The sequence below is a fragment of the Wenyingzhuangia aestuarii genome, from assembly GCF_011927765.1.
Taxonomy (GTDB): Bacteria; Bacteroidota; Bacteroidia; order Flavobacteriales; family Flavobacteriaceae; genus Wenyingzhuangia; species Wenyingzhuangia aestuarii.
The window spans coordinates 78,968-105,617 of the sequence record NZ_JAATJG010000015.1; the positions used below are offsets into that span (position 1 = coordinate 78,968).

Sequence of the window (26,650 nt, forward strand, 5' to 3'; positions counted from 1 at the left end):
AAAGGGTTTTTAGTGTTATTGTTTTACAGGAATTTTAATTTTATATTCTGTTCTAGTGCTATTGTTTAGTTTGTTTTCTCTAAGCCAAGGATTCAGAAGTTTTAGCTCTTTGTAATTGGTGTTAAAGTTTTTGGCAAAACCAGCAATGTTATGTATTACGGAATCTAGTTTTACGGTTCTGTATTTAGGCAATAAATACAAATCGTTTTTTTCGTAAACAAACCCATAATCATAAGGTTTGCTTAAAATTTCTTTAATAGCAATAATTCTAGGTAAATATCTGGCGGTTTCATCAGGTAAAAGTACATCGTAATAAGAACTAACTTGTTGTTCTTTCATTCTTCTAGACAAACCGTTCATTCCAACATTATAAGCTGCAGCCGCTTCTGTCCAAGTACCAAATTCTTCTTTAGCTTTTAATAAATATTGACAAGCTGCTTCTGTCGCTTTTTCTAAATGATAACGTTCATCTACATTATCATTTACCTCTAAACCATATTCTCTAGCTGTTGTAGGCATTAATTGCCAAAACCCTTTTGCACCGGCAGGAGAGGTTACATTTTGCAATCCACTTTCTATAACTGCCAAATATTTAAAATCATCAGGAATGTTGTTTTTTGCTAGAATAGGTTCTATGATAGGGAAGTATTTATGAGCCCTTTTAATTAATAACAATCCGTTAGATTGCCAATAGGTGTTTACTAAAAACTCTCTATCTACTCTTTCTTTTACATCGTATTTATGGAGGGGTACACTTTCTTCTGCAAAATCTAATCCAACAGGTGTTTTAATAGCCTTAATAATATAGGTTTCTCCTGTCTTTTTGGTAGAGGGAACCGCCTTAATTAAAAAAGGAATTATGGCACAAATAGTTATAATAGGTAGTATCCAAGAAATGTGTTTTTTCATAAAGTATTGTTTCTATTAAATTAACAAAAATCAAGCCAAATACTTAGTAATTTCAGACTGAATTGTAGAAGTTTTAGTCAAAATCATCACATGAGTTCCTCCTTGGATTACTTTTGCGTTTTTAATGTATTTTAAAGGGAGCATTATGTCTTTATTTCCGTGCAAATGCAAAACTTCTATAGTTTGATTTTGTTTCCAATGTAAGAAAGATTGTATAGCCCATTGGGTGTATGTTTTATTTCTTAAAGGCATATAAATTCGATAAGAAATTAAAGTTCTTTTGAATTTTTTGTAGGCAAAATAATAGCTTGTTTTTTCTAAGAAGTTGATTAGCGAAACAGGATACAATTTGTGAAAGTTGGTTTTTCTTACGAATTGTAAAAAAGGACTTACTTCATTATGATGTTTGATGCTAGAAATAATAATGACTTTGGGACTCTTAAATTTTTTAGCTAATTCTTGAGCAATAATTCCACCAAAAGAAACTCCTATAAAAATAGGATTGGGTTCTTTAACAAAAACAGAAATTCGATCGATATAACTTTCTAAAGATTCGTTTTTATGCAAAGGTTGTATCCATTCCAATAAATGAATTTGATAGATATCTTTGGGTAATTGAATGCGTTCAAAAATTTTTGAACTTGCAGACATTCCTGGAATAAAATAGAGATGTTTTTTCAATTGGATCTTAAATCAATTCACTCAAATTTACGGTTTTTTCTGTAGGTTGATGCACCCAATCAAAACGAACCGAACCATCTTCATCTATTTTAGTTAACGTTATTTCATGCAATTCATTTACCAATTTAGGATTCCAAGGAGTTTTTACTTTTACATAGTTTTCTGTAAATCCGTGAATGTAACCTTCTTTGTTTTCACTTTCGAACAAAACCGTATGTGTAGTCCCTAATTGACTTTCGTAAAAAGCTCTACGTTTTTTAACAGACAAACCACGTAACATTTTACTACGTTTGGCTCTTACATTTTTGGGAACTACACCCTCCATGTTTGCTGCTTCCGTATTGTCACGTTCAGAATAGGTGAAAACGTGTAAGTAAGAAATATCTAGTTGATTTAAGAAATTGTAGGTTTCTAAAAATAATTCATCGGTTTCTCCAGGAAAACCAACAATTACATCAACCCCAATACAAGCATTAGGCATAGTTTCTTTAATACGAGTAACTCTGTTTACATACAAATCACTCATATACCTACGTTTCATTTTTTTCAAAACTTCATCGCTACCACTTTGCAAGGGAATGTGAAAGTGAGGTACAAAACTATTAGAAGTACTTACAAATTTAATTATTTCATCTTTTAACAAGTTAGGCTCAATAGAAGAAATTCTTAAACGGTGAATACCCTCAACTTTGTCTAGAGCTTGTACCAATTCGTAAAAAGTATGTTCGTGTTTTTTGTTACCAAATTCACCTTTACCGTAATCTCCAATATTTACCCCCGTAAGTACAATTTCTTTAATACCACGTTCCGAAATTTCTTTGGCATTTTGTAAAACATTTTCCAAAGTATCGCTTCTAGAAATTCCACGAGCCAAAGGGATGGTGCAATAAGTACATTTGTAATCGCAACCATCTTGTACTTTTAAGAAAGCACGAGTTCTGTCTCCAATAGAGTAAGAACCTACATAAAAATCAGCCTCTTCAATTTCGCAAGAATGTACTTCTCCCAAATCGTTTTTAGACAAATCGTTAATGTAATCAGTAACTTTAAATTTTTCGGTAGCCCCTAAAACCAAATCTACACCGTTAACGGCTGCCAATTCTTCGGGTTTTAATTGTGCATAACATCCCACAGCAATTAAAAAAGCATTTTCGTTTTTCTTTAACGCATTTTTTACAATGGTTTTAAAACGTTTGTCTGCGTTGTCTGTCACAGAACAGGTGTTAATTACATAAATATCAGCCTGTTCCTCAAAATCTACACGTGTAAAACCTTCGTCTTGAAAGTTACGTGCAATGGTAGAAGTTTCAGAAAAATTAAGTTTACACCCTAATGTGTAAAAAGCTACTTTTTTTTGCGCACTCATTCTTGTAAATTTACGGGGCACAAAGGTAGGGTTTTTTAACGATATGTACTTGTTTAAGGATGTTTGATTTTTGTGGTTTAAAAATTGTAATAAATTCATTTGTAGTAAATTAACCCAATGATTAAAAATATACTTTCTTTTTTGTGCTTGTTGTTTGTATTGATAGCTTGTAAAGATAAAACCAGTAAATACAAGACTTCGCAAGTTTTTAGGTACAACGAAAAAGATAATATTACCACCTTAGATCCGGCTTTTGCTAAAAACGAACCCATTGTTTGGGCAACAAATCAGCTATATAATGGTTTGGTTTCTTTTGATGATGAACTAAATGTAGTGCCTAGTATTGCTAAAAAGTGGAACATTTCTAAAGACAATAAAGTGTATGACTTTACTTTAAGAAACGATGTTTACTTTCATAAAAACGCAGTATTTGGGAAAGATAGTACCAGAACAGTTACCGCTCATGATTTTGAATATAGTATTGGACGTTTGTTAGATCCTAAAGTGGCCTCTTCTGGAAGATGGGTCATGCAAAACGTTAAAAGTTTTAAGGCTTTGAACGATTCTGTTTTTAGAATGGAATTGCACAAAGCTTTTCCTCCTTTTTTAGGCTTATTATCTATGCAATATTGCTCGGTAGTTCCTAAAGAAGCTATTGAGTTTTATGGAACAGAATTTAGATCTAACCCGGTAGGAACAGGACCTTTTCAGTTTAAAATGTGGGTAGAAAATACAAAATTGGTATTTCGTAAAAATCCTTTGTATTTTGAAAAAGACGAAAAAGGGAAACAACTTCCGTATTTAGAAGCCATTGCAGTTACTTTTTTTGCAGATAAGCAAACAGAATTTTTACAATTTATTCAAGGAAATTCCGATGTGTTGTACGACTTGCATACCTCTTATAAAGATGAACTATTATCACCAGTAGGAGATTTATTACCTAAGTACAAAAACAAATTAGCTATTGACAAAGCTCCTTATTTAATTGTGGAGTATATTGCATTTTTAATGGATGGAGAAACGGTAGACAATCATCCCTACATCAGAAAAGCAATAAGTTTAGGTTTTGATAGGGCTAAAATGTTACGATATTTAAGAAACAATATTGGAACTCCAGCTACAGGATTTATTCCTAAAGGATTGCCATCGCATTATAAAGGAGCACTAAACACTTACCATCCAGAAAAAGCCAAACAACTGATAGAAAAATACAAACAAGAAACGGGCGATCACAATCCAACAATAAAAATAACCACAGTTTCTAGTTATACTGATTTGTTTGAATTTATTCAGAGAGAATTACAAGGAGTTGGTCTTGCTGTAAAATTAGAAGTGTTGCCATCACCTGTGCTAAGACAGTTAAAGGCCAATGGAAAATTACCTACGTTTAGAGTAGGGTGGATTGCAGATTATCCGGATGGAGAAAACTTTTTATCTTTGTTTTACAGTAAAAACTTTGCTCCACAAGGTCCCAATTACACCCATTACAGCAATCCTGTTTTTGATGAGCTTTACGAACACTCTTTGGCTATTACCGATAAAAAGGAGCGTATAAAAATTTACAAACAAATGGATAGCATTATTATGGCAGATATTCCTGTAGTTCCTTTGTTTTATGATGAAGTGGTTCGTTTTAAACATAACAATGTAAAAGGATTAACTACAAATGCTACCAATCTTTTAGAATTAAAAAGAGTGTATAAAACAGAATAGTATGGAAGAAATAACTTGGGGAGACTTTTCCAAAATAGATATGAGAGTTGGTACTGTGGTAAGTGCTGAGGTTTTTAAAGAAGCTAGAAATCCTGCTTATAAATTAGTTGTAGATTTTGGAGTGTTGGGACTTAAAAAAACATCGGCACAAATAACAAAACTATATCAGCCAGAAAATTTAATAGGCAAGCAAGTGGTAGCTGTTGTAAATTTTCCTGCCAAACAAATTGCCAATATTATGAGCGAGTGTTTAATTTTGGGAGGATTAGGAAATCCTGGAGAGGTTACCTTATTACAGCCAGAAAGAAGGGTAGAAAACGGAACTAAAATAGCCTAAAGTGGTTTTTAAATTAACCAAAACTTAAGAAATACTTCTTTACATTGGGTGGTTCATCTGCATCACTAAGTTTGTATCTTTGCGCAAATTTATTTTGCAACCTCCCATGAATTTAAAGCAATACACATCAGAATTTAAAACCAATATAAGCATTGCTGTTCCTGTAATGTTAGGACAGTTAGGAAATGTATTGGTAGGTTTTGCCGATAATATTATGGTTGGGGAACTAGGAGCTCCTGCTTTGGCAGCTGTTTCTTTAGCCAATTCTATTTTTTTTATTTTAATGGGATTGGGAATTGGTTTTTCTTTTGCCATTACTCCTTTAATTGCAGAGTCGGACAGTGCTAAGAATTATATAGAAGGAAAAAAAGATTACCAACACGGAGTGGTGTTGCTAACTATTATAGGTGTGGTACTAGCGGGTATTTTATTATTGATAGAGCCTGTGCTTTCTATGATCGATCAACCTGTTGAGGTGGTAGCTTTGGCTTTACCATATTATAAGATTATAGCGTATTCCATGGTGCCTTTGTTAATTTTTCAGGCTATCAAACAGTTTACGGATGGATTGAGTCAAACCAAATATGCCATGATTGCTATTTTGGGAGCCAATTCTATCAACATTCTTTTAAATTATATGTTAATCTACGGAAAACTGGGGGCTCCGGCATTGGGAATTAGTGGAGCCGCATACGGTACTTTGGTATCGCGTATTTTAATGATTTTTGTGTTGTTGTATTTCATCAGCAAAAAGAAAGAATTTAAGCCTTATAATATGGCCATTTCTTGGTGGAAAATTGAAAAAGAACGCGTATTAAAAATTATTAAATTAGGGTATCCTGCTGCTTTGCAAATGTTTTTCGAAATAGGAATTTTTGCATCAGGAGTGTTGTTGGCAGGAATGTTAGGAACGCAAGAACAGGCGGCTAATCAAATAGCTTTAAATTTATCTACTATGACTTTTATGGTAGCTACCGGAATGGGGGTTACAGCTACTATTAGAGTTGGAAATCAAAAAGGGTTAAAAGATTACATCAACCTAAAAAGAATTGCCATTTCTACCATATTGTTAATGATTATTATTGCCATTATAGCTGCTATTGGTTTTATGGCTTTAAGAACCTACTTACCTTGGATTTATATTGATGATAAAGAAGTAGTAGACATTGCAGCCAAATTGCTAATTATTGCAGGATTGTTTCAAATATCTGATGGAATACAAGTTGTAGTTTTGGGGGCTTTAAGAGGTTTGCAAGATATGGTGGTGCCTATGTGGTTGGTCTTTATTTCTTATTGGGTTATAGGTTTTCCTGTTTGTTACTATTTAGGAATTTTAACAGACTTAGGAACTTTTGGAATTTGGATTGGTTTATTGGTAGGATTAACCGTTGCATCGATATTATTATATATAAGGTTTCAACATCTAACAAAAAGATTACTTTTGTCAGAAAATAAATAAATACAAAAAACATGGAATTACCTAGGTTTTTATTAGCAGATAACACAGCGTGTGATGAAGATATTTTTGTGATTCACACAGATTTCCCAAGATTTATCATTAATTTAAAGGATGATGAAATAGAATTGTGGGATGATTTAGAAGGATCTGATGAAGAAGAATTGTCTACACAAGTAGCACAATATATAGAAGAAGCATCTGCTTTTTACGACGAAGAAATGGAAAAATATTCTGAATAGTTACCCAAACTATTGAATTTTTAGACCAACGATTAAATTACCTGATTATGGCAAAATTTATTAAAATTTATCCGGATAACCCCAACGAAAGAGAAATCTTAAAAGTTGTTGAGGTGTTAAGAAATGGAGGAGTCATTATCTATCCATCGGATACAGTGTACGCTTTAGGTTGCGATATTACCAATACCAAAGCCATGGAAAGAGTGGCTAAAATAAAGGGGATTAAATTAGAAAAAAACACCTTTTCTTTTGTGTGTAACGATTTAAGTCACCTATCTGATTACGTAAAATCTATTGATAACAGTACGTTTAAAATCTTAAAAAGAGCTTTGCCAGGACCTTACACTTTTGTGTTGCCTGCCATTAACAACTTACCTAAAGGTTTTAAAAAAAGGAAAACGGTAGGAATTAGAATTCCAGACAACAATATTACAAGAGATATTGTTGCCATGTTAGGAAATCCTATTGTATCTACTTCTATTCATGATGACGATGAGGTGATTGAATACACAACAGATCCTGAATTGATTTACGAAAAGTGGGATGATATTGTAGACTTAGTTATTGATGGTGGTTATGGAGACAATGTAGCTTCTACTGTTATTGATTTAAGTGATGGAGCTCCTGAAGTTATACGTGAAGGAAAAGGAAGTTTAGATATTCTATAAATATTGTGTCTACTAAAAATCAATTAAGTGTAGAAGAGGATTTTCTATTTCACAGTCTTCAAATAGAAATCAATCAACTAAAAAAACAAATTCATCAAACCCAATTGGAAATTGATGAATTTGAAGACTTTCTTAGGTCTGAACTTGAAGATAATATTATAGAGGTTCAAGAGCTAACAGTTCTTTATAAAAAGATTCAGAAAGCAAAAAAGGAGAAAAGACTTTCTCAAAAAAAGAAAGGAAAAAATTATAAAGAGCCTAGTGTTTTACCATCTGTTTCTAAGGCTTTAACGGTAGAAGAAAAGCAAATCCATCAAAGTAAAAAAAGTTTGTACAGACAAGCTATGCTGTATGTACATCCAGATCGATTTTCTAAAAATCAGGAAGAGGAATTGTTGGCTACAGAAATTACAACCCAATTAATTCAGATTTATAAAGAAGGTAGTTTAGCAGAGTTGGAACAAATTCACGCAGAAATTACTTCACAAAAAGATTTATCAAAAATCACAATTTCTTCAGCGGTTCAGGTAGCTACCGTAATAAGCTTGCAAGAGCAAAAACAGCGTTTACAAGAGGAATTAGGTCAGCTACAAGAACGATACACCTATGTGGTTTTAACTAGTTATTCAAATCCTAAAGAGTATTTAACAGAGTTACAAGAGTATTATGCCGATAGGTTGTTAAAACTTAGAAAGCGTACTAGGAAAGCAACAGTTCTATAAATTCATAAAAAAAGCAGCTCTTTAAGAGCTGCTTTTTTTTTATTCAAAATGTTTTTTAGAATCGGAAGTTAATTTATTTAACTCTTTTAATTCTTCTTTGGTTAAATCTCTCCATTGTCCTACAGGCATATCTAAATAAATATTCATAATTCTAATACGCTTTAGGTAAGTAACATCGTAATCAAGGTATTCACACATTCTACGAATTTGTCTATTTAAACCTTGTGTTAAAGTAATTTTAAACTCATAAGTATTTACTTGTTCTAATTTGCATTTTTTGGTAACGGTTCCTAAAATTGGAACTCCGTTTGCCATTTTAGTTAAAAATTCTTGAGTAATAGGTTTTCTAACTCTCACCAAATATTCTTTCTGATGATTGTTGTTGGCTCTTAAAATTTTATTGACAATATCTCCATCACTTGTTAAAAAAATCAATCCTTCACTTGGTTTGTCTAATCTACCAATAGGAAAAATTCTTTTTGGATGTTTAATATAATCGATGATGTTGTTTTTTTCTCGCTCTTGATCTGTAGTACAAACAATTCCAACAGGTTTGTTAAAAGCAATGTAAATATGATCTTCGGTAGGAGTTGTAACTAATGTACCATCTACACGTACTTCGTCTTTATCCGAAATTTTAGTACCCATTTCTGGAACTTTACCATTAATGGTTACTCTACCTTCGTCAATTAATTTATCGGCACCTCTACGAGAGCAATAACCAATTTCGCTTAAATATTTATTAATTCTTTTTAATTCGTTAGACATATATTTAAGGTTTTATACAGTGTGTTCTTTGTTTATAAAATAACTCCAAACAATACTTTTTTTTGTGTAATAATTTGTTTTTTGATGTGCATCTCTTTTTTGATACATTTTAAAAAGGTTTAGGTAAAAAGAACCATGAGCTTTTAAAATACTCCAAAGATGTTTTGGTTTACCTTTAAGTAAAAACTGAACTCCAGCAACCCCATCTAATAGCATTCGCACAAAAATAACAGAAAACAATTTATTGCTTGGTAGGTTTTTAACTAAGGTAAATAATGAGTTTCTAAAGTTTAAATAAGTTTTATAAGGATTGGAGTTTTTTAAAGTTGCTCCACCAACATGATACACGGTACTAAAGGCAACATAATGAATTTTTAAACCTTTGTTTTGCGCTCTCCAACACAAATCTATTTCTTCGTAATGCGCAAAAAAATCTTCATCAAATCCATTTAGAAGTTTAAAATCTTTGTTTTTAATAAACAAACACGCTCCCGTTGCCCAAAAAACAGATGCAGAACGGTATTGATTTCTATCTTCTTCAATACTATCAAAAATCCTTCCTCGGCAATAAGCATAACCATACTTATCTATATAACCACCACCAGCTCCTGCGTATTCAAATAAGTTTTTGTTTTTGTAGTCTAGTATTTTAGGTTGAACAATACTAGCGTTTTTGTTGTTCTGGTAGTAAGAAATAATAGGATTTAACCAATTAGGAGTTACTTCAATATCTGAATTTAACAATCCTATCACATCAGCATCTACTTGTTGTAAAGCAAGATTGTAGCCTTTGGCATAACCTTCGTTTTTAGGATTTTTAAGAATAGTAACTTCAGGAAATTTTTCTTGAACATAAGCCACCGAAGTATCGCTAGAAGCATTATCTGCAACATAAATTTTAGCTTCAGAACTATAAGCAACTACAGAGGGTAAAAATTGTTCTAGCAGTTCTTTTCCGTTCCAGTTTAAAATAACAATGGCAATCTTCATGAATGGTTGTAATTAGGGATGTCTTTTAAAAATACATATTGTTGCTTTTCAAAATCCATTTGACAAAAGTAATGCTCTAATCCGTTTGTGACAATTAAATAGGTAGCATTTAATTTTAAATTATACCTCGCAATCTGATCAAAGGTCTTTTGGGTAATTTTAACATCCATAGCCTTGCATTCTACAATAATTTCGGGAGTTCCTAAAGTATTGTAAATTACAATATCTGTTCTTTTTTTAGTGTTGTTTAAAAGGAGTTCTCTCTCTAAAACCGTTAAAGAGGCTGGGTAATTTTTGTGATATACCAAATAGTTAGCAAAGTGTTGTCTTACCCATTCTTCTGGGGTTAACAGAATGTCTTTTTTTCTAAAAGGGTCAAAAATAAACAGCTTATTTTCTTTACTTTTGATTTTTAATTCAACATCTGGAAGATTTAATTTTTGCATGCTCAAAAATAAACAAACTTTCCTAGCAATTTAGACACAATTACAGTAAAAATGGTAGAAGTAAAACAGTTGGTTACCGATATAAAAAATGGAAATATAAAACCTATTTATTTTTTAATGGGGGAAGAGCCATATTATATTGATAAAATAGCTGATTATATAGAAGATACTATTTTAACAGAAGACGAAAAAGGATTCAATCAAACCATTGTTTACGGAAGAGATGTAACCATTGATGATATTGTTGGTCAAGCAAAACAGTATCCTATGATGTCCGAAAAAACGGTTGTAATTGTTAAAGAAGCTCAAGACTTATCTCGTACTATAGAGAATTTAGCAACCTATGCAGAAAATCCTTTAGAAAGTACTGTTTTGGTGCTTTGTTACAAGTACAAAAGTTTAGACAAGCGTAAAAAGTTAATTAAAACTATTACTAAAACAGGAGTAGTTTTAGAATCTAAAAAATTATACGATAATCAGGTTGGAGATTGGATTGCTGGAGTTTTAAAAGGAAAAAAATACCAGATAGAACCTAAAGCATCTCAAATGTTGGTAGAGTTTTTAGGAACTAATTTGAGTAAAATTAGCAATGAATTAGATAAGTTGATGTTAATTTTACCACAGCAAAGCATCATTACACCCAAACATATAGAAGAAAATATTGGAATTAGTAAAGATTACAATGTTTTTGAATTGCGAAAAGCTATTGGGAAAAAAGAAATTTTAAAGTGTAATCAAATCATCAACTATTTTTCTGAAAACCCAAAGAACAATCCATTGGTTATGACTATTTCATTAATTAACGGGTATTTTACGCAGCTGTTAATGTATCATGGTTTAAAAGACAAATCAAAAGGAAGTGTTGCTAGAGCATTGCGTGTCAATCCTTACTTTGTAGATGATTATGTTATTGCTGCTAAAAACTATCCAATGCGTAAAGTTTCTCAGGTAATAGCTTTGTTACGAGAAGCCGATGTAAAAAGCAAAGGGGTAGGAGCAGCACACATTTCTGATGGAGATTTGTTAAAGGAATTGCTCTTTAAAATTCTACATTAAAAACAGATTTGTTATCAACCTTGCTCACTATTCTAATATTTAAATAAAGTTGTACTTTTGCAACGCTTAAAAAAGATGTCAATTTGACATTTTTATACAATTGGCAAATCTTTTGCCATAGCAAGTACAAACATTATTGATAATTAGTTACCATGAGTAAGAAAGAAGATATTCAACAAGAAGAAAAGGCAGTAGAAGAACAAGTAACTGCTGAGCAAGTAGAAGAGACTGTTGAAACAGCTGAAAACGAAGCAAAAGAAGAGGTAAAGGAAGAGCCATCTGCAGATGCATTAATTCAAGCAGAAAAGGATAAGTATTTGCGTTTATTTGCAGAGTTTGAGAACTACAAAAAACGTACTTCTAAAGAACGTATGGAGTTGTTTAAAACTGCTGGTAAAGATATTATCGTGTCATTATTACCTGTTGTAGACGATTTTGACAGAGGAATGGTAGAAATTGCCAAAAGTGAAGATGAAGAATTGATTAAAGGAGTTGCTTTAATTCAAGACAAGTTGGTAAAAACTTTAGAGCAAAAAGGATTAACGTTGGTAGAAGTAAACCAAGGTGATGCTTTTGATGCAGATACACAAGAAGCAATTACACAAATACCAGCTCCAACAGAAGACTTAAAAGGAAAAGTAATTGATGTGATTGAGAAAGGATACAAATTAGGAGATACTATTATTCGTTTCCCTAAAGTAGTTATCGGTCAATCATAAACAAGAATAATTAACAATGTTCAATTAACAATGAACAATTAGCTATTTAGAGTTAGTTGTTCATTGCTAATTTTTAATTGAGAAAATATGGCAAAACAAGATTTTTACGAAGTATTAGGTATCTCTAAAGGAGCAACCGCTGCAGAGATTAAGAAAGGATATCGTAAAATGGCAGTAAAATATCACCCAGATAAAAATCCAGGAGATAAAGAAGCTGAAGAAAAATTTAAACTAGCTGCAGAAGCATACGAAGTTCTTAGTGATGAGAACAAAAAAGCTAGATACGATCAATACGGACACCAAGCCTTTGAAGGAGGTCAAGGTGGTGGTAGAGGCGGATTTGGTGGTATGGATATGGATGATATCTTTAGCCAGTTTGGAGACATCTTTGGAGGCGGAGGCTTTGGAGGTTTTGGTGGCGGACAACGTGGTGGTGGACGTAGAGCTATGGTAAAGGGTACCAACATGCGTATACGTGTAAAACTAACCTTAGAAGAAATTGCCAACGGAGTTGATAAAAAAATCAAAGTTCGTAGAAAAAAGCAAGCCAAAGGAGTTACCTACTCTACTTGTACAACTTGTAATGGGGCAGGACAAGTAATGCAAGTAACGAATACTATTTTAGGTAGAATGCAAACAGCAGCTACTTGTAATACGTGTGGAGGTGCAGGAGAATCTCTTAAAAACAAACCATCTGGAGCAGATGCACAAGGATTGGTGGTAGAAGAAGAAACAGTAACTATTAATATTCCTGCTGGAGTTACAGATGGAGTACAGTTAAAAGTTTCAGGAAAAGGAAACGAAGCTCCAGGAAATAATTCTGTAGCTGGTGATTTGTTAGTGTTGATAGAGGAAATTCCTCACGAAACATTAAAAAGAGAAGGTGTTAATTTACATTACGACCTATATGTAAGCTTCCCAGAAGCAGTTTTAGGAGTAAGTAAAGAAATAGAAACCGTTTCTGGAAAAGTTAAAATTAAAATTGAAGCAGGTACACAGTCTGGTAAAATATTAAGATTAAAAGGAAAAGGATTACCTAGTATAGAAAGATATGGATCTGGTGATTTAATGGTACATGTTAATATTTGGACTCCACAAGAGTTAAATAAAGATCAAGTTAAGTTCTTTCAGTCTAATTTAGAGGACGATAACTTTAAGCCAAACCCAACAAAATCAGATAAATCATTTTTTGAAAAGGTTAAAGATATGTTTTCTTAACATTACAAATGTTAAGAAATGAAGAATAAATGAAAAAAAAAGATTTTTTATTTTGTCATAACAAACAAACTATATATCTTTGAACCGTTGTGTTATTTATAACACACTTTTTCTTTTTCATAGCAATTTTTCCCACCTGGTTTACTAGGTGGGTTTTTTATTTTAAAGATTAAAAGTTCATTAAAAAGTAGGCCATCTTATCGCTGCGTGTAAACGGAGAGGAAAGTCCGATCACCATAGAACAGCATAGCGGATAACATCCGTCATCTTAATTTATTTTAGGAGAGGACAAGTGCAACAGAAAGCAAGTACAGTTCGGCTGTAGTGAAACCAGGTAAACTCTATGCGGTGCAATGTCATGTATATTGGAGCCCTATTTATAGGTAAGAGTCGTTCGCTCAATTCCAAGGGGTAGACAGATAGAGATTGTTGGCAACAGCAATTCTAGATAAATGATAAGAACCTTAAACTTGTTTAAGGTACAGAACTCGGCTTATCGGCCTACTTTTTTTTTAATTTCACTCTTTTTTGTTGTGAAAAATTCAACAAAAACACCTCTTAAAGTTTTATAATATTTAGAATTTACGTTTTAAACCCCACTTCCATATGGTTTTGTGTGGTAAAATATATAAGAATTCGAGAATTTGTTAAAAATCAATCGTTTGGTTAAAACAAGTGAATACTGTTTTTAATATGGTATTGTTATTTTGTATATTGCCCAACCAAAATAGAACAATTAAATAAACTATAATAAATCGTATGAATATTTATAACGATTACATCAAGGAAATCGAAGGACGAAAAGATCAGGGATTAAACCCGTTGCCAATTGAAAGTGCTGAATTATTAAGCCAAATTATTGAGCAAATTAAAGATTTAGATAACGAGTATAGAGAAGATTCTCTTAATTTCTTTATTTACAATGTTATACCTGGTACTACAAGTGCAGCAGGTGTAAAAGCACAATTCTTAAAAGATATTATTCTTGGTAAATCGGTAGTAAAAGAAATTACTCCTGCTTTTGCTTTTGAATTATTATCACATATGAAAGGTGGACCTTCTATTGAGGTATTGTTAGATCTTGCTTTAGGAAACGATATTTCTGTAGCTAAAGAAGCTGCTAAGGTTCTTAAAACACAAGTATATCTTTACGATGCTGATACAAACCGTTTAGCGGAAGCTTTTAAAGGTGGAAACGAAATTGCTAAAGAACTTTTAGAGAGTTATGCACAAGCTGAATTCTTTACAAAGTTACCAGAGGTAGAAGAAGAAATAGAAATTGTTACTTACATTGCTGGTGTAGGAGATATTTCTACAGATTTATTGTCACCAGGTGCTGATGCTCACTCAAGATCAGATCGTGAATTACACGGTCAATGTATTTTTGAGCACAACAAAGACATGCAAAAAGAACTTTCTGCTTTAAAAGAACAACACCCAGATAAGCGTGTAATGTTAGTAGCAGAAAAAGGAACTATGGGAGTTGGATCTTCTAGAATGTCAGGTGTAAACAATGTGGCATTATGGACAGGGATTCAAGCAAGCCCTTATGTTCCGTTTATTAATATTGCTCCGGTAATTGCTGGAACCAATGGTATTTCTCCAATTTTCTTAACCACTGTAGGTGTTACAGGAGGTATTGGAATTGATCTTAAAAACTGGGTAAAGAAAACTGATGCAGAAGGAAACACAGTTCGTGATGCAGATGGAGAACCTGTTTTAGAAGAAAAATATTCAGTTGCTACAGGTACTGTTTTAACAATCAATACTAAAGAAAAGAAATTATACAAAGACGGTGAAGCTGTCATGGATATTTCAGCCGCTTTAACTCCTCAAAAAGTTGAGTTTATTAAAGCTGGAGGTTCATATGCAATCGTATTTGGTAAAAAAATTCAAACATTTGCTGCAAAAACTTTAGGGATTGATGTACCTCTTGTTTATGCTCCATCTAAAGAAATTTCTGTAGAAGGACAAGGATTAACAGCAGTAGAAAAAATATTCAATAAAAACGCAGTAGGTAATACTCCAGGGAAAACTTTACATGCAGGTTCTGATGTTCGTGTAGAAGTAAACATTGTAGGTTCTCAAGATACTACAGGTTTAATGACTTCTCAAGAATTAGAAGCCATGGCTGCAAAAGTAATTTCTCCAATTGTTGATGGAGGTTACCAATCAGGATGTCATACAGCTTCTGTTTGGGATGATAAGTCTAAAGCTAACATTCCAAGATTGATGAAGTTTATGAATGACTTCGGATTAATTACAGCTCGTGATCCTAAAGGGGAATATCCTGCAATGACAGATGTTATTCACAAGGTATTAAATGATTTAACTGTAAGTGATTGGGATATTATTATTGGTGGAGATTCTCACACACGTATGTCTAAAGGTGTTGCTTTTGGAGCAGATTCTGGAACCGTTGCTTTGGCATTGGCTACAGGAGAGGCTACAATGCCAATTCCTCAGTCTGTAAAAGTTACTTTTAAAGGACAAATGAAATCTTTTATGGATTTCCGTGATGTTGTACATGCTACACAACAACAAATGTTAAAGCAATTTGGTGGAGAAAACGTATTCCAAGGTAGAATCATAGAGGTTCACTTAGGAACATTAACTGCCGATCAAGCATTTACATTTACAGATTGGACTGCAGAAATGAAAGCAAAAGCTTCGATCTGTATTTCTGAGGATGCTACTTTAATTGAATCTTTAGAGATTGCAAAAGGTAGAATCCAAATTATGATTGACAAAGGAATGGACAATCACTTAAATGTTTTACAAGGATTAATTGAAAAAGCAGATAAGAGAATTACTGAAATTAAATCTGGAAAAAAACCAGCTTTAAGACCTGATGCAAACGCTAAATATCACGCAGAAGTTGTGATTGATTTAGATGAGGTTGCAGAACCAATGATTGCCGATCCAGATGTAAATAATGATGATGTTTCTAAACGTTATACTCACGATACTATTAGACCATTATCTTACTATGGTGGAACAAAAACTGTAGACTTAGGGTTTATTGGTTCTTGTATGGTTCACAAAGGAGATATGAAAATTTTAGCTCAAATGTTAAAAAACATCGAAGCTCAAAATGGAAAAGTTGAATTCAAAGCACCATTAGTGGTAGCTCCTCCTACTTATAATATTGTAGATGAGTTAAAGGCAGAAGGTGATTGGGATGTGTTAACAAAATACTCAGGTTTTGAGTTTGATGATAACGATCCTAAGGCAGCAGCTCGTACTAAATACGAAAACATGTTGTATTTAGAACGTCCAGGATGTAACTTATGTATGGGTAACCAAGAAAAAGCAGAACCAGGAGATACGGTAATGGCTACTTCTACTCGTTTATTCCAAGGTAGAGTTGTAAAAGATTCAGGTGAGAAAAAAGGAGAATCATTATTATCATCTACTCCGGTAGTTGTATTGTCTACGGTTTTAGGTAGAACCCCTACAATGGCAGAATACGAAGCTGCGGTAGAAGGTATTGTTTTAACTAAATTTACCCCTTCTTTAAAGCAGTTGATTAAATAAGTATCTATTTCTTAGTTATATATTTTAAAGCCCGAGTCTGAGACTCGGGCTTTTTTTTGTTATCATGTTTGAGAAATTTCTTACTAAATAATTACGGTCTTTTTGTTGATTTTAAACAATTTAAGGTGAGAAAATCATTTTTAATAAGCAGTCTATATTTTGTATATTTACTAGGAAAGCAAACAATAAAAAAATAAATCTTATGGCATTTGATATAGAGATGATTAAAGAGGTTTATGCTCGTATGACCGAACGAGTAGACACTGCAAGAGACATTGTAGGAAAACCGTTAACATTAGCAGAGAAAATTTTGTACAACCATCTTTGGGAGGGAAATGCTACTACGGCATTTAAAAGAGGAGTAGATTATGTAGATTTTGCACCCGATAGAATTGCGTGTCAAGATGCAACTGCACAAATGGCATTGTTGCAATTTATGCAAGCAGGTAAAAATAAAGTAGCTGTTCCAACAACAGTACACTGTGATCACTTGATTCAGGCAAAAGAAGGAGCTGCTAAAGATTTGCAATTTGCAAATAAAACTAGTGCAGAGGTGTTTGACTTTTTGTCTTCTGTATCTAATAAATATGGAATCGGATTTTGGAAACCAGGAGCCGGTATTATTCACCAAGTAGTTTTAGAAAATTATGCGTTTCCAGGAGGAATGATGATTGGTACCGATTCTCACACTGTAAATGCAGGAGGGTTAGGAATGGTAGCTATTGGAGTTGGAGGTGCCGATGCTGTAGATGTAATGGCAGGGATGGCTTGGGAGCTAAAATTCCCAAAATTAATAGGTGTAAAATTAACAGGTAAATTATCTGGATGGACAGCATCTAAAGATGTGATTTTAAAAGTAGCAGGTATTTTAACGGTAAAAGGTGGAACAGGTGCTATTGTAGAATATTTTGGAGAAGGTGCTAAAAACTTATCAGCAACAGGAAAAGGAACTATTTGTAATATGGGTGCCGAAATTGGAGCGACCACATCTACTTTTGGATACGATGATTCTATGGATCGTTACTTACGAGCTACCGATAGAGCTGATGTTGCAGATGCAGCAAATAAGGTTGCTTCTTATTTAACAGGAGATGATGAAGTATATGCAAATCCAGAAAAATATTTTGATCAAGTTATTGAAATCAATTTAGATGAATTAAAACCACACATCAACGGACCTTTTTCACCAGATTTAGCTTCTGAAGCAGGTGCAGACGTAAGAGCAAAAGCCGAAGCAGAAGGGTGGCCATTAGATGTAGAATGGGGATTGATAGGTTCTTGTACCAATTCTTCTTACGAAGATTTGTCTAGAGCTGCATCTATTGCACAACAAGCAGTTGACAAAGGAATTAAAGTAAAAGCTGAGTTTGGAATTAATCCAGGTTCTGAGCAAGTGCGTTATACAGCGGCTAGAGATGGATTATTAGAAACTTTTGAAAAGTTAGGAGCAACTATATTTACCAATGCTTGTGGTCCTTGTATTGGTCAGTGGGCTCGTTATTCCGATCCTAAAAATGCACCTAAAAATTCTATTGTTCACTCGTTTAACAGAAATTTTGCCAAACGTGCTGATGGAAACCCAAATACACATGCATTTGTAACTTCTCCAGAATTGGTGGCAGCTATTGCCATTTCAGGTCGTTTAGATTTTGATCCTACAAAGGATACTTTATTAAATGATAAAGGAGAAGAGGTTATGTTTGATGAACCAACAGGAGATGAATTACCAACAAAAGGATTTGCTGTAGAAGATGCAGGATTTCAAGCTCCGGTAGCAGATGGATCAGGTATTGAGATATCCGTTTCTTCTGAATCTGAAAGATTACAATTGTTAGAGCCTTTTCAGCCCTTAGGTTCTGATATTAAAGAGGCTAAATTATTAATCAAAGCGTTTGGAAAGTGTACAACTGACCATATTTCTATGGCTGGACCTTGGTTGCGTTTCCGTGGGCATTTAGATAATATTTCTAATAACTGTTTAATTGGTGCTGTAAATGCATTCAACCAAAAAACAGATACCGTTAAGAATCAATTAACGGGTGAGTATGGTCCTGTGCCTGCTACTGCAAGAGCCTACAAAGCTGCGGGTGTTCCTTCTATTGTTATTGGTGATCATAATTACGGAGAAGGTTCTTCTAGAGAGCATGCTGCTATGGAGCCTCGTCACTTAGGAGTTGCAGCTGTAATAGTAAAATCTTTTGCACGTATTCACGAAACAAACTTGAAAAAACAAGGAATGTTAGGATTAACGTTTGCTAACGAAGCAGATTATGAATTAATTCAAGAAGATGATGTATTCACTTTTACTGATTTAGCTGATTTTACTCCGGGAAAACCATTAACGTTAGATATTAAGCATACAGATGGATCTGTAGATAGTATTAAGTTAAATCACACTTATAATGCAAGTCAAATTGCTTGGTATAAAGAAGGTTCTGCATTGAACTTAATTAAAAAAGAAAATGCGGCTTAATTTTAAGAAATTTTAATTACATAAAAAATCCCTTAAGAAATTCTTAAGGGATTTTTTTGAATTATATATTTCTAGTTTCTTAAAACAAAAATTGATTACTATTTGTATCATAAGTAATATCATCAGAATTAAATACACAAGCTAAGTTTTTCTGAATATTATCTTCTATGGCTTTTCCTATTTCAAAAGTAGCGTTGTTAATAATTAAAAGACGATGTGCATTTTTTAAGGCTAAGTTAATTTCGTGTGTAGAAATTAAAATAGTTTTCTGTGTTTCTTGACTAATCTTTCCTAAAATCTTAAAAATATTTATTTTATGATGAATGTCTAAATGGGAGGTAGGTTCATCTAACAAAATAATGGGGGTGTCCTGTGCCAAAGCTCTTGCAATCATAACTCGTTGCAATTGTCCATCACTCAATTGATTGACTAAACGATTTTTTAAGTCAATCGTATCTGTTAACCCCATAGCATTTAAAACAATTTGCTCGTCTTTTTCTGTAATTTTTCCTAACCAATTAGTATAAGGTTGTCTACCTAGGGCAATGGTTTCAAAAACGGATAAAGAATTTTCGGGTAAACTTTCTGTAAGTACTACCGCTATATTTTTAGCAAAGTCTAGTGAACTTAATTTAGAGTAATCAATATTGTTAATTTTGATAGTTCCTTGTAAAGCAGGAAGCATGTTTCCTATTGTTTTTAAAAGGGTTGATTTTCCAGAACCATTTCTTCCTAGTAGACAAATTAACTCTCCTTTGTAAAGATCAAAATGAATGTCCTTACAGATGACATGTTGCTTTTTGGAAGATTGATATCCTATTGATAGATTTTCTACACTTAAAACAGTAGTATTCATTAGGCTGTTTTTTTAGATTTAGAAACCAACAACCAGATAACTACAGGTGCACCAAATAAAGAAGTAATTGCGTTGATAGGTAAGTTTTTGTTTCCTAAAGAAATATGAGATAAAGTGTCACAAATTAACATTACAATGGCACCAATAATAGCTACAGCAGGTAATAAGGTTTTGTGATTAGATGTTTTAAAGACTAATTTGGTAATGTGTGGAATTGCTAAACCTATAAAAGCAATAGGTCCTACAAAAGCGGTAATGCTTCCTGTTAACAAACTAGTAATAATAAAAACTGTGTTTTGTGTTTTTTTTAAAGAAATCCCTAAGCTTTTTGCATAGTTTTCTCCCAATAGTAAAGCATCTAAAGGCTTTATTATAGTTAATAAGCTTAGACAACTTATAAAGATTAAAGAACAGAGTAAGTAAATCTCATTCCACTGTAAGTTGCTTAAACTTCCAAAACTCCAAAAAATATATTGTTGTAATTCCGAAGCAGAACTAAAGTAAGACAGAATGCTAATAATTGCCGAAGTAAAACTACCAAACATCAACCCAATAATTAAAATAGACATGGTGTTTCTTATATTTCGGGCAGTAATCATTACAACGCTTAACACTAAAAAAGCTCCAAGACTAGATGCTATAGGAATAGACAAGCCATTCATATAAGGTAAGATTCCTAAAAAACTTCCTCCCATAATTAACAAAGCTACACCAAGACTAGCACCCGAACTAATTCCTAATACAAAAGGTCCGGCCAAAGGATTTCTAAAATAGGTTTGCATTAACAAACCACTAATTCCTAAACCAATTCCTGTTAAAATACTTGTAATACTTTTGGGCAATCTGTAATTGGTAATAATGTATTGATAGCTTTCATCAACTTTAGAAGACTGGAATAAAGCATTCCAAATTTCTTTAAAAGGAATAGACAAACTACCTGTGCTAATATTAATAAATACAAGAGTTATTAATAACAGTGCTAAAAAGCTAAAAGAAGAATAATATTTTTTTTGCGTTGAATGCACGTTATATTTTTTGTAAAAATTCAATTAGTTTCTGAACTGCCAAACCTCTGTGACTAATTTTTCCTTTGGCAGCCAAACTCATTTCTGCAAAAGAACTATCAAATCCTTTGGGTTTAAAAATAGGGTCGTATCCAAAACCTTCTAAGCCTTGTCTTTCTTTTAAGATTTCTCCGTCACACACACCTTCAAATAAATGTTGCTGATTGTTTAGGTTCAAGCAAATAATGGTTTTAAAATAAGCACTTCTGTCAGATTTCCCTTTAAGATTTGTTAAAAGTAAATCCATGTTTTTTTCTGCATTTCCATCTTCACCTGCATATCTAGCAGAATATACTCCAGGTTCTCCGTTTAAAGCAGTTACTAATAAACCAGTATCATCTGCAAAACAAGGATATCCGTATTTTTCGGTAACATGATTGGCTTTTATTTGGGCATTTCCTTCTAAAGTATCAGCTGTTTCAGGAATTTCTTCTGTGCAACCAATGTCTGTTAAAGACAAAAGATCAATATTAGGTAATAAGGCAGCAACTTCTTTTAATTTGTTGGGATTATGAGTGGCAAAAACTATTTTCATAATTGGTTTTTTAAGGATAAAACTAGGGAATAATTATGTTTATTCGTGATGATAAGGTTCGTTTTTAAGAATGGTAAATCCTCTATAGATTTGTTCTACCATAAATAAACGAATCATTTGGTGAGAGAAAGTCATTTTAGATAAAGAAATTTTTCCTTTGGCAGCTTTGTATACTGTGTCAGAAAAACCATAAGGACCTCCAATTACAAATACCAGTTCTTTAATACCGGCATTCATCTTTTTTTGTAAATAATCAGCAAATCCCACAGATCTAAAGTCTTTTCCTTTTTCATCTAAAAGGATAAGTACATCAGTAGGTTGTAGTTTTTTTAGAATTAATTCTCCTTCTTTTTCTTTTTGTTGACTCTCAGAAAGGTTTTTAACATTCTTAATGTCTGGAATAATATCCAGTTCAAACTTAATATAATGTTTTAGTCTGTTTTGATAGTTTTCAATTAACTGAAGCAAATTTTTGTCATCAGTTTTACCAATTGCTAAAAGACGAATTTTCATGTGTTCTATTTTCAATAAAACACAAAGGTACTAAGAACGATTGATTATGTGCTTTGGTCTAAGGAAGAAGGTGTGTAATAAAATTCTTCTTTGATGATTTTTTCATCTTTTACGTGGTATACACAAAGTTCATCTAGCTGAACTCTACCTAAGCCCCTTACAGTAACATCAATAGACATTTTAAAACAGATGTAATTATCTACAACCAATGGATCGGAGATACTGTAATGATGAATTTTTTGTGCCAACTCAAAAAACATAGCGGTTTTGCGTTGTACTTTTTTAATTCCTTTTGTTTTTCGGTATCTAGAACTTTGAGATTCAATACTCTCTATGTCATCATCATAAAGCTCAACTTGTGCCAAAGCGTTTTGTCCTCTACGGCATAAACTAACAAGTCTTTCGGCAATTTCTTCAGTAGTCATAGATTTTTGAATTTTTTCTTATAAAATTATAAGTACTATTCTTTATTCCTACTGACAGAAAATGTATTCAAAACTGTTTTTTCGCATTTTATGTTCTAATATTTAGATGGCTAATCAAGTTTTATTTTCATCCTAGAAGCTTATATTTGCCTTAAAATTAAAATAGATGATAAGTCAAGAACAGTTTGATAAAGAAATTGATTTAATTATTTCGAATGCTATTAGAGAAGATGTGGGAGATGGTGATCATTCTTCTTTGGCATGTATTCCAGACACAGCTCAAGGAAAAGCCAAGTTATTGGTAAAAGATGAAGGTGTAATTGCTGGAGTAGATTTTGCTTTAAAAGTTTTTGCTTATGTAGATGCAAATTTAAAAGTAGAAGTTTTAATTAACGATGGTGAAAAGGTTAAGCACGGAGATATTGTTTTGTATGTAACAGGAAGTTCGTTGTCTATTTTAAAAGCAGAGCGTTTGGTGTTAAACGCTATGCAACGCATGAGTGCTATTGCAACCAAAACGGCATCTTATGTAACTTTATTAAAAGGAACTAGTACTAAAATATTAGATACTCGTAAAACCACACCAGGTATTAGAGCCATAGAAAAATGGGCTGTTAAAATAGGAGGGGGAGAAAATCATCGTTTTGCTTTGTATGATATGATTATGTTAAAAGATAATCATATAGATTTTGCAGGAGGAGTTTCACAAGCTATTCAGCAAACAAAAGAGTATTTAAAAGCAAATAATAAAGATTTAAAAATTATTGTAGAAGCTCGTGATTTAAAAGAAATTGAAGAAATTATTCAGTTTGATGGAATTCATAGAATTTTAATAGATAATTTTAATTACGAGGACACAAAAAAAGCCGTAGCTTTAATAGGTAATAAAGCGGGAACAGAATCTTCTGGAGGAATTAATGAAGAAACACTTAGAAAATATGCAGAGTGTGGCGTACAATATATTTCATCTGGAGCGTTAACTCATTCTGTTTACAATTTAGATTTAAGCCTAAAAGCTGTTGATTAATTTTGATAAAGTATAAAGTGCAAGAAACGAAAGATATATCTAAAAACGATTCGGTAGAAGAAGAGTTAAAAGAAGTTCCAGTAGTAAATTGGTTTGTAAGAACGGGTAAAAAAATTCCTGTACCTGGTTTAGAAGGAATGAGTTTGTATGATCTTTTAGAAATGTACTTTATTGGTATATTAAAAGGAGCATTAACTTCTAGAGCTGGAGGAATTTCCTATAGTTTCTTTATGGCTTTGTTTCCCTTTATGCTTTTTATGTTAACGCTAATTCCTTATATCCCCATAGATGGATTTCAGGAAAATTTTATGTTGTTAATTTCTGAGTTACTACCACCCGAAACATTTAATGCTGTAGATTCTGTCTTATCAGATATTGCGAATAACAAATACGGAGGATTGCTTTCTTTTGGTTTTTTGGTATCCATTTTTTTAATGACCAACGGAGTAAATGCTGTTTTTGCAGCGTTTGAATATTCTGTACATGTTAAAAAAATAAGAAACGTAGTAAAACAATATTTAATCTCATTGGGAACATCGTTAACCATGTCTTTTATGTTGATTGTAACGGTGGCGGCCACTATTTTTTTTGAATTTGGATTAGATTTTCTAACGGCAAAAGGGTGGGTGTCCGAAGAATTAATATGGCTAAGTAGTTTACGTTATTTATTGTTTATGTTTCTAATCTTTTGTACTGTTTCTATGTTGTATTATTTTGGAACATCAGAAGGAAGACAAACCCGATTTTTTTCAGCAGGATCTGTTTTAACGTCAGTTTTGTCATTGCTAACTTTTTATGGTTTCGGAATTTATGTAGTAAAGTTTTCTAAGTACAACGAACTGTATGGATCTATTGGAACCTTATTAGTTTTAATGTTGTTTATTTGGTTAAATGCAATTATCCTTTTGTTGGGATTTGAACTAAATGCGAGTATTACCAGGTTAAGAAATCAGCATAAAGAAAAAAAGTAATTCAATATAGAGTCTTGTTTTTTAAGAATAAACATCTTCAAAGCAATTACATTGTTATCGTTTGCTCAAAAACTTTTGTAACCAAAGTCCAGATTTTTTAATAAATCGTTTCTGAGTCACAAAATCGGTATAATACAATCCAAAGCGAGCACTAATACCTTCTGCCCATTCAAAATTATCTACCAATGTCCAGGCAAAATAACCTTTTACTTTACTGTTTTTTTCAAGAGCCATTAATGTGTAGTAAAAAGTTTTTTTAAGATATTTAATACGGTTTTTGTCTTTAATTTTTTCATCTTTCAGTTTGTCGTCAAAACACACTCCAGATTCGGTTATATATATGTCTTTTACGTTTTCATAGGCACTAAACTTTTCCAACATTTTTAACAATCCTTTAGGGTAAATTTCCATTCCCATGTTGTTTGTTTTTACGTTTCGTTTTGTCGCTGGAATTTCAGTAGCAAATAAAAGAGGAGGTAGTAAACTGTGTTTGGCAACAATTTTAAAATAATACTGTACCCCAATAAAATCAAAATCAAATTGCATTAATTCTTTGTCTCCTTCTTTAAAGTAGTTTTCAATTTGTTTTAGTCCAGGTATGGAGTCGGTAGGGTAGCCTAAGCCTAAAGCCGGTTCTATAAAAAACCTATTTAGCAAAGCATCTATTCTCTCTGCGGCTCGTTTATGTTTTACCAATCTGTTTACTGGTTTTACAACCGAACAAGAAAACGTAGTTCCAACAAAAGCATTTTCAACGTTTTTTCGTACAATTCTTCCGCCAATAGCTTGACAAAGTGTGGTGTGATGTGCTGCAGGTAAAAAATTAAGAATACCCTTTTTGCCAGGAGCATGCATCCCCATAAAATAACCCAAACCTACAAAACTCATAGGTTCATTAAGTACAATCCATTTTTTTACTTTGTTACCATATTCTTTCGTACAAAATTCAACATACTCACTAAACCAATCAATAATATTTCTATTTGTCCATCCTCCTTTGTTTTCTAATGTCTGTGGTAAATCCCAATGATATAGTGTTACCCAGGGTTCAATATCTAATTCTATACAAGTATTAATAACATCATGATAAAATCGAACACCTTTCGGATTAATGCTACCCGTTCCTTTTGGCAAAATTCTAGCCCAAGATATAGAGAACCTAAATACATCTAAATTTAAATCTTTAGCTCTTTTAATATCCTCTTTATAATGATGGTAAAAATTAGTAGCTACATTGCCATTTCCTTTTTTAAACCCTGGTTCATTTGTAAATGTATCCCAAATAGATTTTCCTTTGCCGTAAGTATTCCATTTCCCCTCATTCTGATAAGCAGATATTGTAACTCCCCACTTAAAGTCTTTTGGGAAATTTTTAGCTTTTACATTAGTCATATTCATATTTAACAATCTATCATGAGGTTTCTTCAAGAAGGCTATACTATACTATATATGTATACATCATGTTTTCTTTATCCTATTATATAGTTAAATAACCTGTAAAAATATTTTTTCTAGCGTTTCCTTGCAGGCCGGGCTGTCGTTACTCGCTTTTTCTATAAGCTCTAAAGTCCTTTTAGAGCTTATAGAAAAGAGCTCAAACAAGCCTCTCCATCCCTAACGCGTTTGTATATAACAAGGAATAGTATTTTTTAAAGCATAAATTTAACTTTTAACCTACGTAAAACAAGGCAGTTAAGAGAAGTTGATAAAAAAGATAAAAAAAAGGTTAAAAAAGATAGTTGAAAAAGGGTGAAGGTTGTGTATCTTTGCACCCGCAACAGCAACTAGGTAACTAGTTAGTGGAGCAAAAAAGTTCAGATACATTTAGGGGATTTATTTCGGTTATTAGTTTAACAAATTAGAGGCAAAAAAGATTTAGAATTTATTTTAGATTTATTTGTTTTAGAAGAAATAAAGTTCTTATATTTGCATCCGCTTAGCGCATTAGTTAAGTGTTT

General features: G+C 32.6%; 25 protein-coding genes and 1 other RNA gene. 14 read left to right on the forward strand and 12 right to left on the reverse strand.

The features are described from left to right. Positions 1–15: 15 nt before the first annotated feature. From GGR97_RS13225 to mtaB, 3 genes are read right to left on the reverse strand one after another with little or no spacing between them, the layout of a single operon-like run. The gene (locus GGR97_RS13225; protein WP_167899004.1) at positions 16–909 is read right to left on the reverse strand and encodes a lytic transglycosylase domain-containing protein; all 894 of its coding nucleotides are present in this window, start codon (positions 907–909) and stop codon (positions 16–18) included. Positions 910–939: 30 nt separating this feature from the next. After that, positions 940–1,590 (reverse strand): YqiA/YcfP family alpha/beta fold hydrolase, encoded by a 651-nt coding sequence (locus GGR97_RS13230; RefSeq protein WP_167899005.1) that lies wholly within the window; start codon positions 1,588–1,590, stop codon positions 940–942. A 7-nt stretch (positions 1,591–1,597) separates the two neighbouring features. Next, positions 1,598–2,956 carry a tRNA (N(6)-L-threonylcarbamoyladenosine(37)-C(2))-methylthiotransferase MtaB gene (gene mtaB, locus GGR97_RS13235; protein ID WP_167899006.1) on the reverse strand — a complete coding sequence of 453 codons (1,359 nt, stop codon included), beginning with the start codon at positions 2,954–2,956 and terminating at the stop codon, positions 1,598–1,600. Positions 2,957–3,073: 117 nt separating this feature from the next. Here mtaB and GGR97_RS13240 point away from each other — a divergent pair, with 117 nt between their 5' ends. From GGR97_RS13240 to GGR97_RS13265, 6 genes are all read left to right on the forward strand, one after another. Beyond that, positions 3,074–4,669, forward strand: a complete 1,596-nt coding sequence (locus GGR97_RS13240) for an ABC transporter substrate-binding protein (protein WP_167899007.1) — start codon at positions 3,074–3,076, stop codon at positions 4,667–4,669. Position 4,670: 1 nt separating this feature from the next. After that, the gene (locus GGR97_RS13245; RefSeq protein ID WP_167899008.1) at positions 4,671–5,006 is read left to right on the forward strand and encodes a tRNA-binding protein; all 336 of its coding nucleotides are present in this window, start codon (positions 4,671–4,673) and stop codon (positions 5,004–5,006) included. Positions 5,007–5,112: 106 nt separating this feature from the next. Continuing rightward, a complete protein-coding gene (locus GGR97_RS13250; RefSeq protein ID WP_167899009.1) occupies positions 5,113–6,465 on the forward strand; it encodes an MATE family efflux transporter in 1,353 nt (450 codons plus the stop codon). Positions 6,466–6,476: 11 nt separating this feature from the next. Then, positions 6,477–6,704, forward strand: a complete 228-nt coding sequence (locus GGR97_RS13255; RefSeq protein ID WP_167899010.1) for a hypothetical protein — start codon at positions 6,477–6,479, stop codon at positions 6,702–6,704. Between the two features lie 47 nt (positions 6,705–6,751). Then, positions 6,752–7,372 (forward strand): L-threonylcarbamoyladenylate synthase, encoded by a 621-nt coding sequence (locus tag GGR97_RS13260; protein WP_167899011.1) that lies wholly within the window; start codon positions 6,752–6,754, stop codon positions 7,370–7,372. A 5-nt stretch (positions 7,373–7,377) separates the two neighbouring features. Continuing rightward, complete coding sequence (locus GGR97_RS13265; RefSeq protein WP_167899012.1) at positions 7,378–8,094, forward strand: hypothetical protein; 717 nt, start codon at positions 7,378–7,380, stop codon at positions 8,092–8,094. A gap of 39 nt (positions 8,095–8,133) precedes the next feature. Here GGR97_RS13265 and rluF read toward each other — a convergent pair whose 3' ends face one another. The 3 genes from rluF to GGR97_RS13280 are packed head-to-tail and all read right to left on the reverse strand — an operon-like array spanning position 8,134 to position 10,298. Further along, positions 8,134–8,862: a 23S rRNA pseudouridine(2604) synthase RluF gene (gene rluF, locus GGR97_RS13270; RefSeq protein ID WP_167899013.1), complete on the reverse strand. Its 729-nt coding sequence runs from the start codon at positions 8,860–8,862 to the stop codon at positions 8,134–8,136. Positions 8,863–8,874: 12 nt separating this feature from the next. Beyond that, entirely contained in the window at positions 8,875–9,852 is a 978-nt protein-coding gene (locus GGR97_RS13275) for a glycosyltransferase family 2 protein (RefSeq protein ID WP_167899014.1), read from the reverse strand. Next, on the reverse strand, positions 9,849–10,298 hold the full coding sequence (locus GGR97_RS13280) for a type I restriction enzyme HsdR N-terminal domain-containing protein (protein ID WP_209272385.1): 450 nt from the start codon (positions 10,296–10,298) through the stop codon (positions 9,849–9,851). Before GGR97_RS13280 ends, GGR97_RS13275 begins: the two co-directional genes overlap by 4 nt. 51 nt (positions 10,299–10,349) lie before the next feature. Here GGR97_RS13280 and holA point away from each other — a divergent pair, with 51 nt between their 5' ends. The 6 genes from holA (at position 10,350) to GGR97_RS13310 (ending at position 19,301) form a co-directional block, all read left to right on the forward strand. Then, entirely contained in the window at positions 10,350–11,354 is a 1,005-nt protein-coding gene (gene holA, locus GGR97_RS13285; RefSeq protein WP_167899016.1) for a DNA polymerase III subunit delta, read from the forward strand. A gap of 152 nt (positions 11,355–11,506) precedes the next feature. Continuing rightward, complete coding sequence (locus GGR97_RS13290; RefSeq protein WP_167899017.1) at positions 11,507–12,073, forward strand: nucleotide exchange factor GrpE; 567 nt, start codon at positions 11,507–11,509, stop codon at positions 12,071–12,073. A gap of 87 nt (positions 12,074–12,160) precedes the next feature. Then, positions 12,161–13,291 (forward strand): molecular chaperone DnaJ, encoded by a 1,131-nt coding sequence (gene dnaJ / locus GGR97_RS13295; RefSeq protein WP_167899018.1) that lies wholly within the window; start codon positions 12,161–12,163, stop codon positions 13,289–13,291. A gap of 184 nt (positions 13,292–13,475) precedes the next feature. Continuing rightward, positions 13,476–13,803, forward strand: an RNA gene (gene rnpB, locus GGR97_RS13300) — RNase P RNA component class A. Between the two features lie 247 nt (positions 13,804–14,050). Further along, positions 14,051–16,828, forward strand: a complete 2,778-nt coding sequence (locus tag GGR97_RS13305; protein WP_167899019.1) for a bifunctional aconitate hydratase 2/2-methylisocitrate dehydratase — start codon at positions 14,051–14,053, stop codon at positions 16,826–16,828. A gap of 202 nt (positions 16,829–17,030) precedes the next feature. Continuing rightward, on the forward strand, positions 17,031–19,301 hold the full coding sequence (locus tag GGR97_RS13310) for an aconitate hydratase (RefSeq protein WP_167899020.1): 2,271 nt from the start codon (positions 17,031–17,033) through the stop codon (positions 19,299–19,301). 79 nt (positions 19,302–19,380) lie between these two features. On the opposite strand, the gene GGR97_RS13315 is transcribed toward GGR97_RS13310, so the two are convergent. Genes GGR97_RS13315 through GGR97_RS13335 form a run of 5 tightly spaced genes read right to left on the reverse strand, consistent with a single transcriptional unit; the run spans position 19,381 to position 22,694 of the window. Beyond that, positions 19,381–20,157: an ABC transporter ATP-binding protein gene (locus GGR97_RS13315; RefSeq protein ID WP_167899021.1), complete on the reverse strand. Its 777-nt coding sequence runs from the start codon at positions 20,155–20,157 to the stop codon at positions 19,381–19,383. Next, a complete protein-coding gene (locus tag GGR97_RS13320; RefSeq protein ID WP_167899022.1) occupies positions 20,157–21,182 on the reverse strand; it encodes a FecCD family ABC transporter permease in 1,026 nt (341 codons plus the stop codon). Before GGR97_RS13320 ends, GGR97_RS13315 begins: the two co-directional genes overlap by 1 nt. A 1-nt stretch (position 21,183) precedes the next feature. Continuing rightward, complete coding sequence (locus tag GGR97_RS13325) at positions 21,184–21,756, reverse strand: non-canonical purine NTP diphosphatase (protein WP_167899023.1); 573 nt, start codon at positions 21,754–21,756, stop codon at positions 21,184–21,186. A gap of 39 nt (positions 21,757–21,795) precedes the next feature. After that, on the reverse strand, positions 21,796–22,269 hold the full coding sequence (gene rlmH, locus GGR97_RS13330; protein ID WP_167899024.1) for a 23S rRNA (pseudouridine(1915)-N(3))-methyltransferase RlmH: 474 nt from the start codon (positions 22,267–22,269) through the stop codon (positions 21,796–21,798). Positions 22,270–22,313: 44 nt separating this feature from the next. Continuing rightward, positions 22,314–22,694, reverse strand: coding sequence for a SnoaL-like domain-containing protein (locus tag GGR97_RS13335; protein WP_167899025.1), 381 nt, complete (start codon positions 22,692–22,694; stop codon positions 22,314–22,316). Between the two features lie 166 nt (positions 22,695–22,860). Here GGR97_RS13335 and nadC point away from each other — a divergent pair, with 166 nt between their 5' ends. Together nadC and GGR97_RS13345 are read left to right on the forward strand one after the other, a co-directional pair. Further along, positions 22,861–23,721, forward strand: coding sequence for a carboxylating nicotinate-nucleotide diphosphorylase (gene nadC / locus GGR97_RS13340; RefSeq protein WP_167899026.1), 861 nt, complete (start codon positions 22,861–22,863; stop codon positions 23,719–23,721). A 2-nt stretch (positions 23,722–23,723) separates the two neighbouring features. Further along, positions 23,724–24,692, forward strand: a complete 969-nt coding sequence (locus GGR97_RS13345; protein WP_209272387.1) for a YihY/virulence factor BrkB family protein — start codon at positions 23,724–23,726, stop codon at positions 24,690–24,692. Between the two features lie 54 nt (positions 24,693–24,746). Here GGR97_RS13345 and GGR97_RS13350 read toward each other — a convergent pair whose 3' ends face one another. Further along, on the reverse strand, positions 24,747–26,084 hold the full coding sequence (locus GGR97_RS13350) for a glycoside hydrolase family 1 protein (RefSeq protein ID WP_317165754.1): 1,338 nt from the start codon (positions 26,082–26,084) through the stop codon (positions 24,747–24,749). Between the last annotated feature and the right edge of the window lie 566 nt (positions 26,085–26,650).

Coding starts and splice junctions, on each gene's coding strand:
- mtaB (WP_167899006.1), bottom strand. CDS start 2,956: ATGAGTGCGCAAAAAAAAGTAGCTTTTTACACATTAGGGTGTAAACTT.
- GGR97_RS13280 (WP_209272385.1), bottom strand. CDS start 10,298: ATGCAAAAATTAAATCTTCCAGATGTTGAATTAAAAATCAAAAGTAAA.
- GGR97_RS13250 (WP_167899009.1), top strand. CDS start 5,113: ATGAATTTAAAGCAATACACATCAGAATTTAAAACCAATATAAGCATT.
- GGR97_RS13275 (WP_167899014.1), bottom strand. CDS start 9,852: ATGAAGATTGCCATTGTTATTTTAAACTGGAACGGAAAAGAACTGCTA.
- GGR97_RS13315 (WP_167899021.1), bottom strand. CDS start 20,157: ATGAATACTACTGTTTTAAGTGTAGAAAATCTATCAATAGGATATCAA.
- GGR97_RS13305 (WP_167899019.1), top strand. CDS start 14,051: ATGAATATTTATAACGATTACATCAAGGAAATCGAAGGACGAAAAGAT.
- GGR97_RS13350 (WP_317165754.1), bottom strand. CDS start 26,084: ATGACTAATGTAAAAGCTAAAAATTTCCCAAAAGACTTTAAGTGGGGA.
- GGR97_RS13245 (WP_167899008.1), top strand. CDS start 4,671: ATGGAAGAAATAACTTGGGGAGACTTTTCCAAAATAGATATGAGAGTT.
- GGR97_RS13225 (WP_167899004.1), bottom strand. CDS start 909: ATGAAAAAACACATTTCTTGGATACTACCTATTATAACTATTTGTGCC.
- GGR97_RS13290 (WP_167899017.1), top strand. CDS start 11,507: ATGAGTAAGAAAGAAGATATTCAACAAGAAGAAAAGGCAGTAGAAGAA.
- holA (WP_167899016.1), top strand. CDS start 10,350: ATGGTAGAAGTAAAACAGTTGGTTACCGATATAAAAAATGGAAATATA.
- nadC (WP_167899026.1), top strand. CDS start 22,861: ATGATAAGTCAAGAACAGTTTGATAAAGAAATTGATTTAATTATTTCG.
- rlmH (WP_167899024.1), bottom strand. CDS start 22,269: ATGAAAATTCGTCTTTTAGCAATTGGTAAAACTGATGACAAAAATTTG.
- GGR97_RS13335 (WP_167899025.1), bottom strand. CDS start 22,694: ATGACTACTGAAGAAATTGCCGAAAGACTTGTTAGTTTATGCCGTAGA.
- GGR97_RS13325 (WP_167899023.1), bottom strand. CDS start 21,756: ATGAAAATAGTTTTTGCCACTCATAATCCCAACAAATTAAAAGAAGTT.
- GGR97_RS13255 (WP_167899010.1), top strand. CDS start 6,477: ATGGAATTACCTAGGTTTTTATTAGCAGATAACACAGCGTGTGATGAA.
- GGR97_RS13240 (WP_167899007.1), top strand. CDS start 3,074: ATGATTAAAAATATACTTTCTTTTTTGTGCTTGTTGTTTGTATTGATA.
- GGR97_RS13260 (WP_167899011.1), top strand. CDS start 6,752: ATGGCAAAATTTATTAAAATTTATCCGGATAACCCCAACGAAAGAGAA.
- GGR97_RS13310 (WP_167899020.1), top strand. CDS start 17,031: ATGGCATTTGATATAGAGATGATTAAAGAGGTTTATGCTCGTATGACC.
- rluF (WP_167899013.1), bottom strand. CDS start 8,862: ATGTCTAACGAATTAAAAAGAATTAATAAATATTTAAGCGAAATTGGT.
- dnaJ (WP_167899018.1), top strand. CDS start 12,161: ATGGCAAAACAAGATTTTTACGAAGTATTAGGTATCTCTAAAGGAGCA.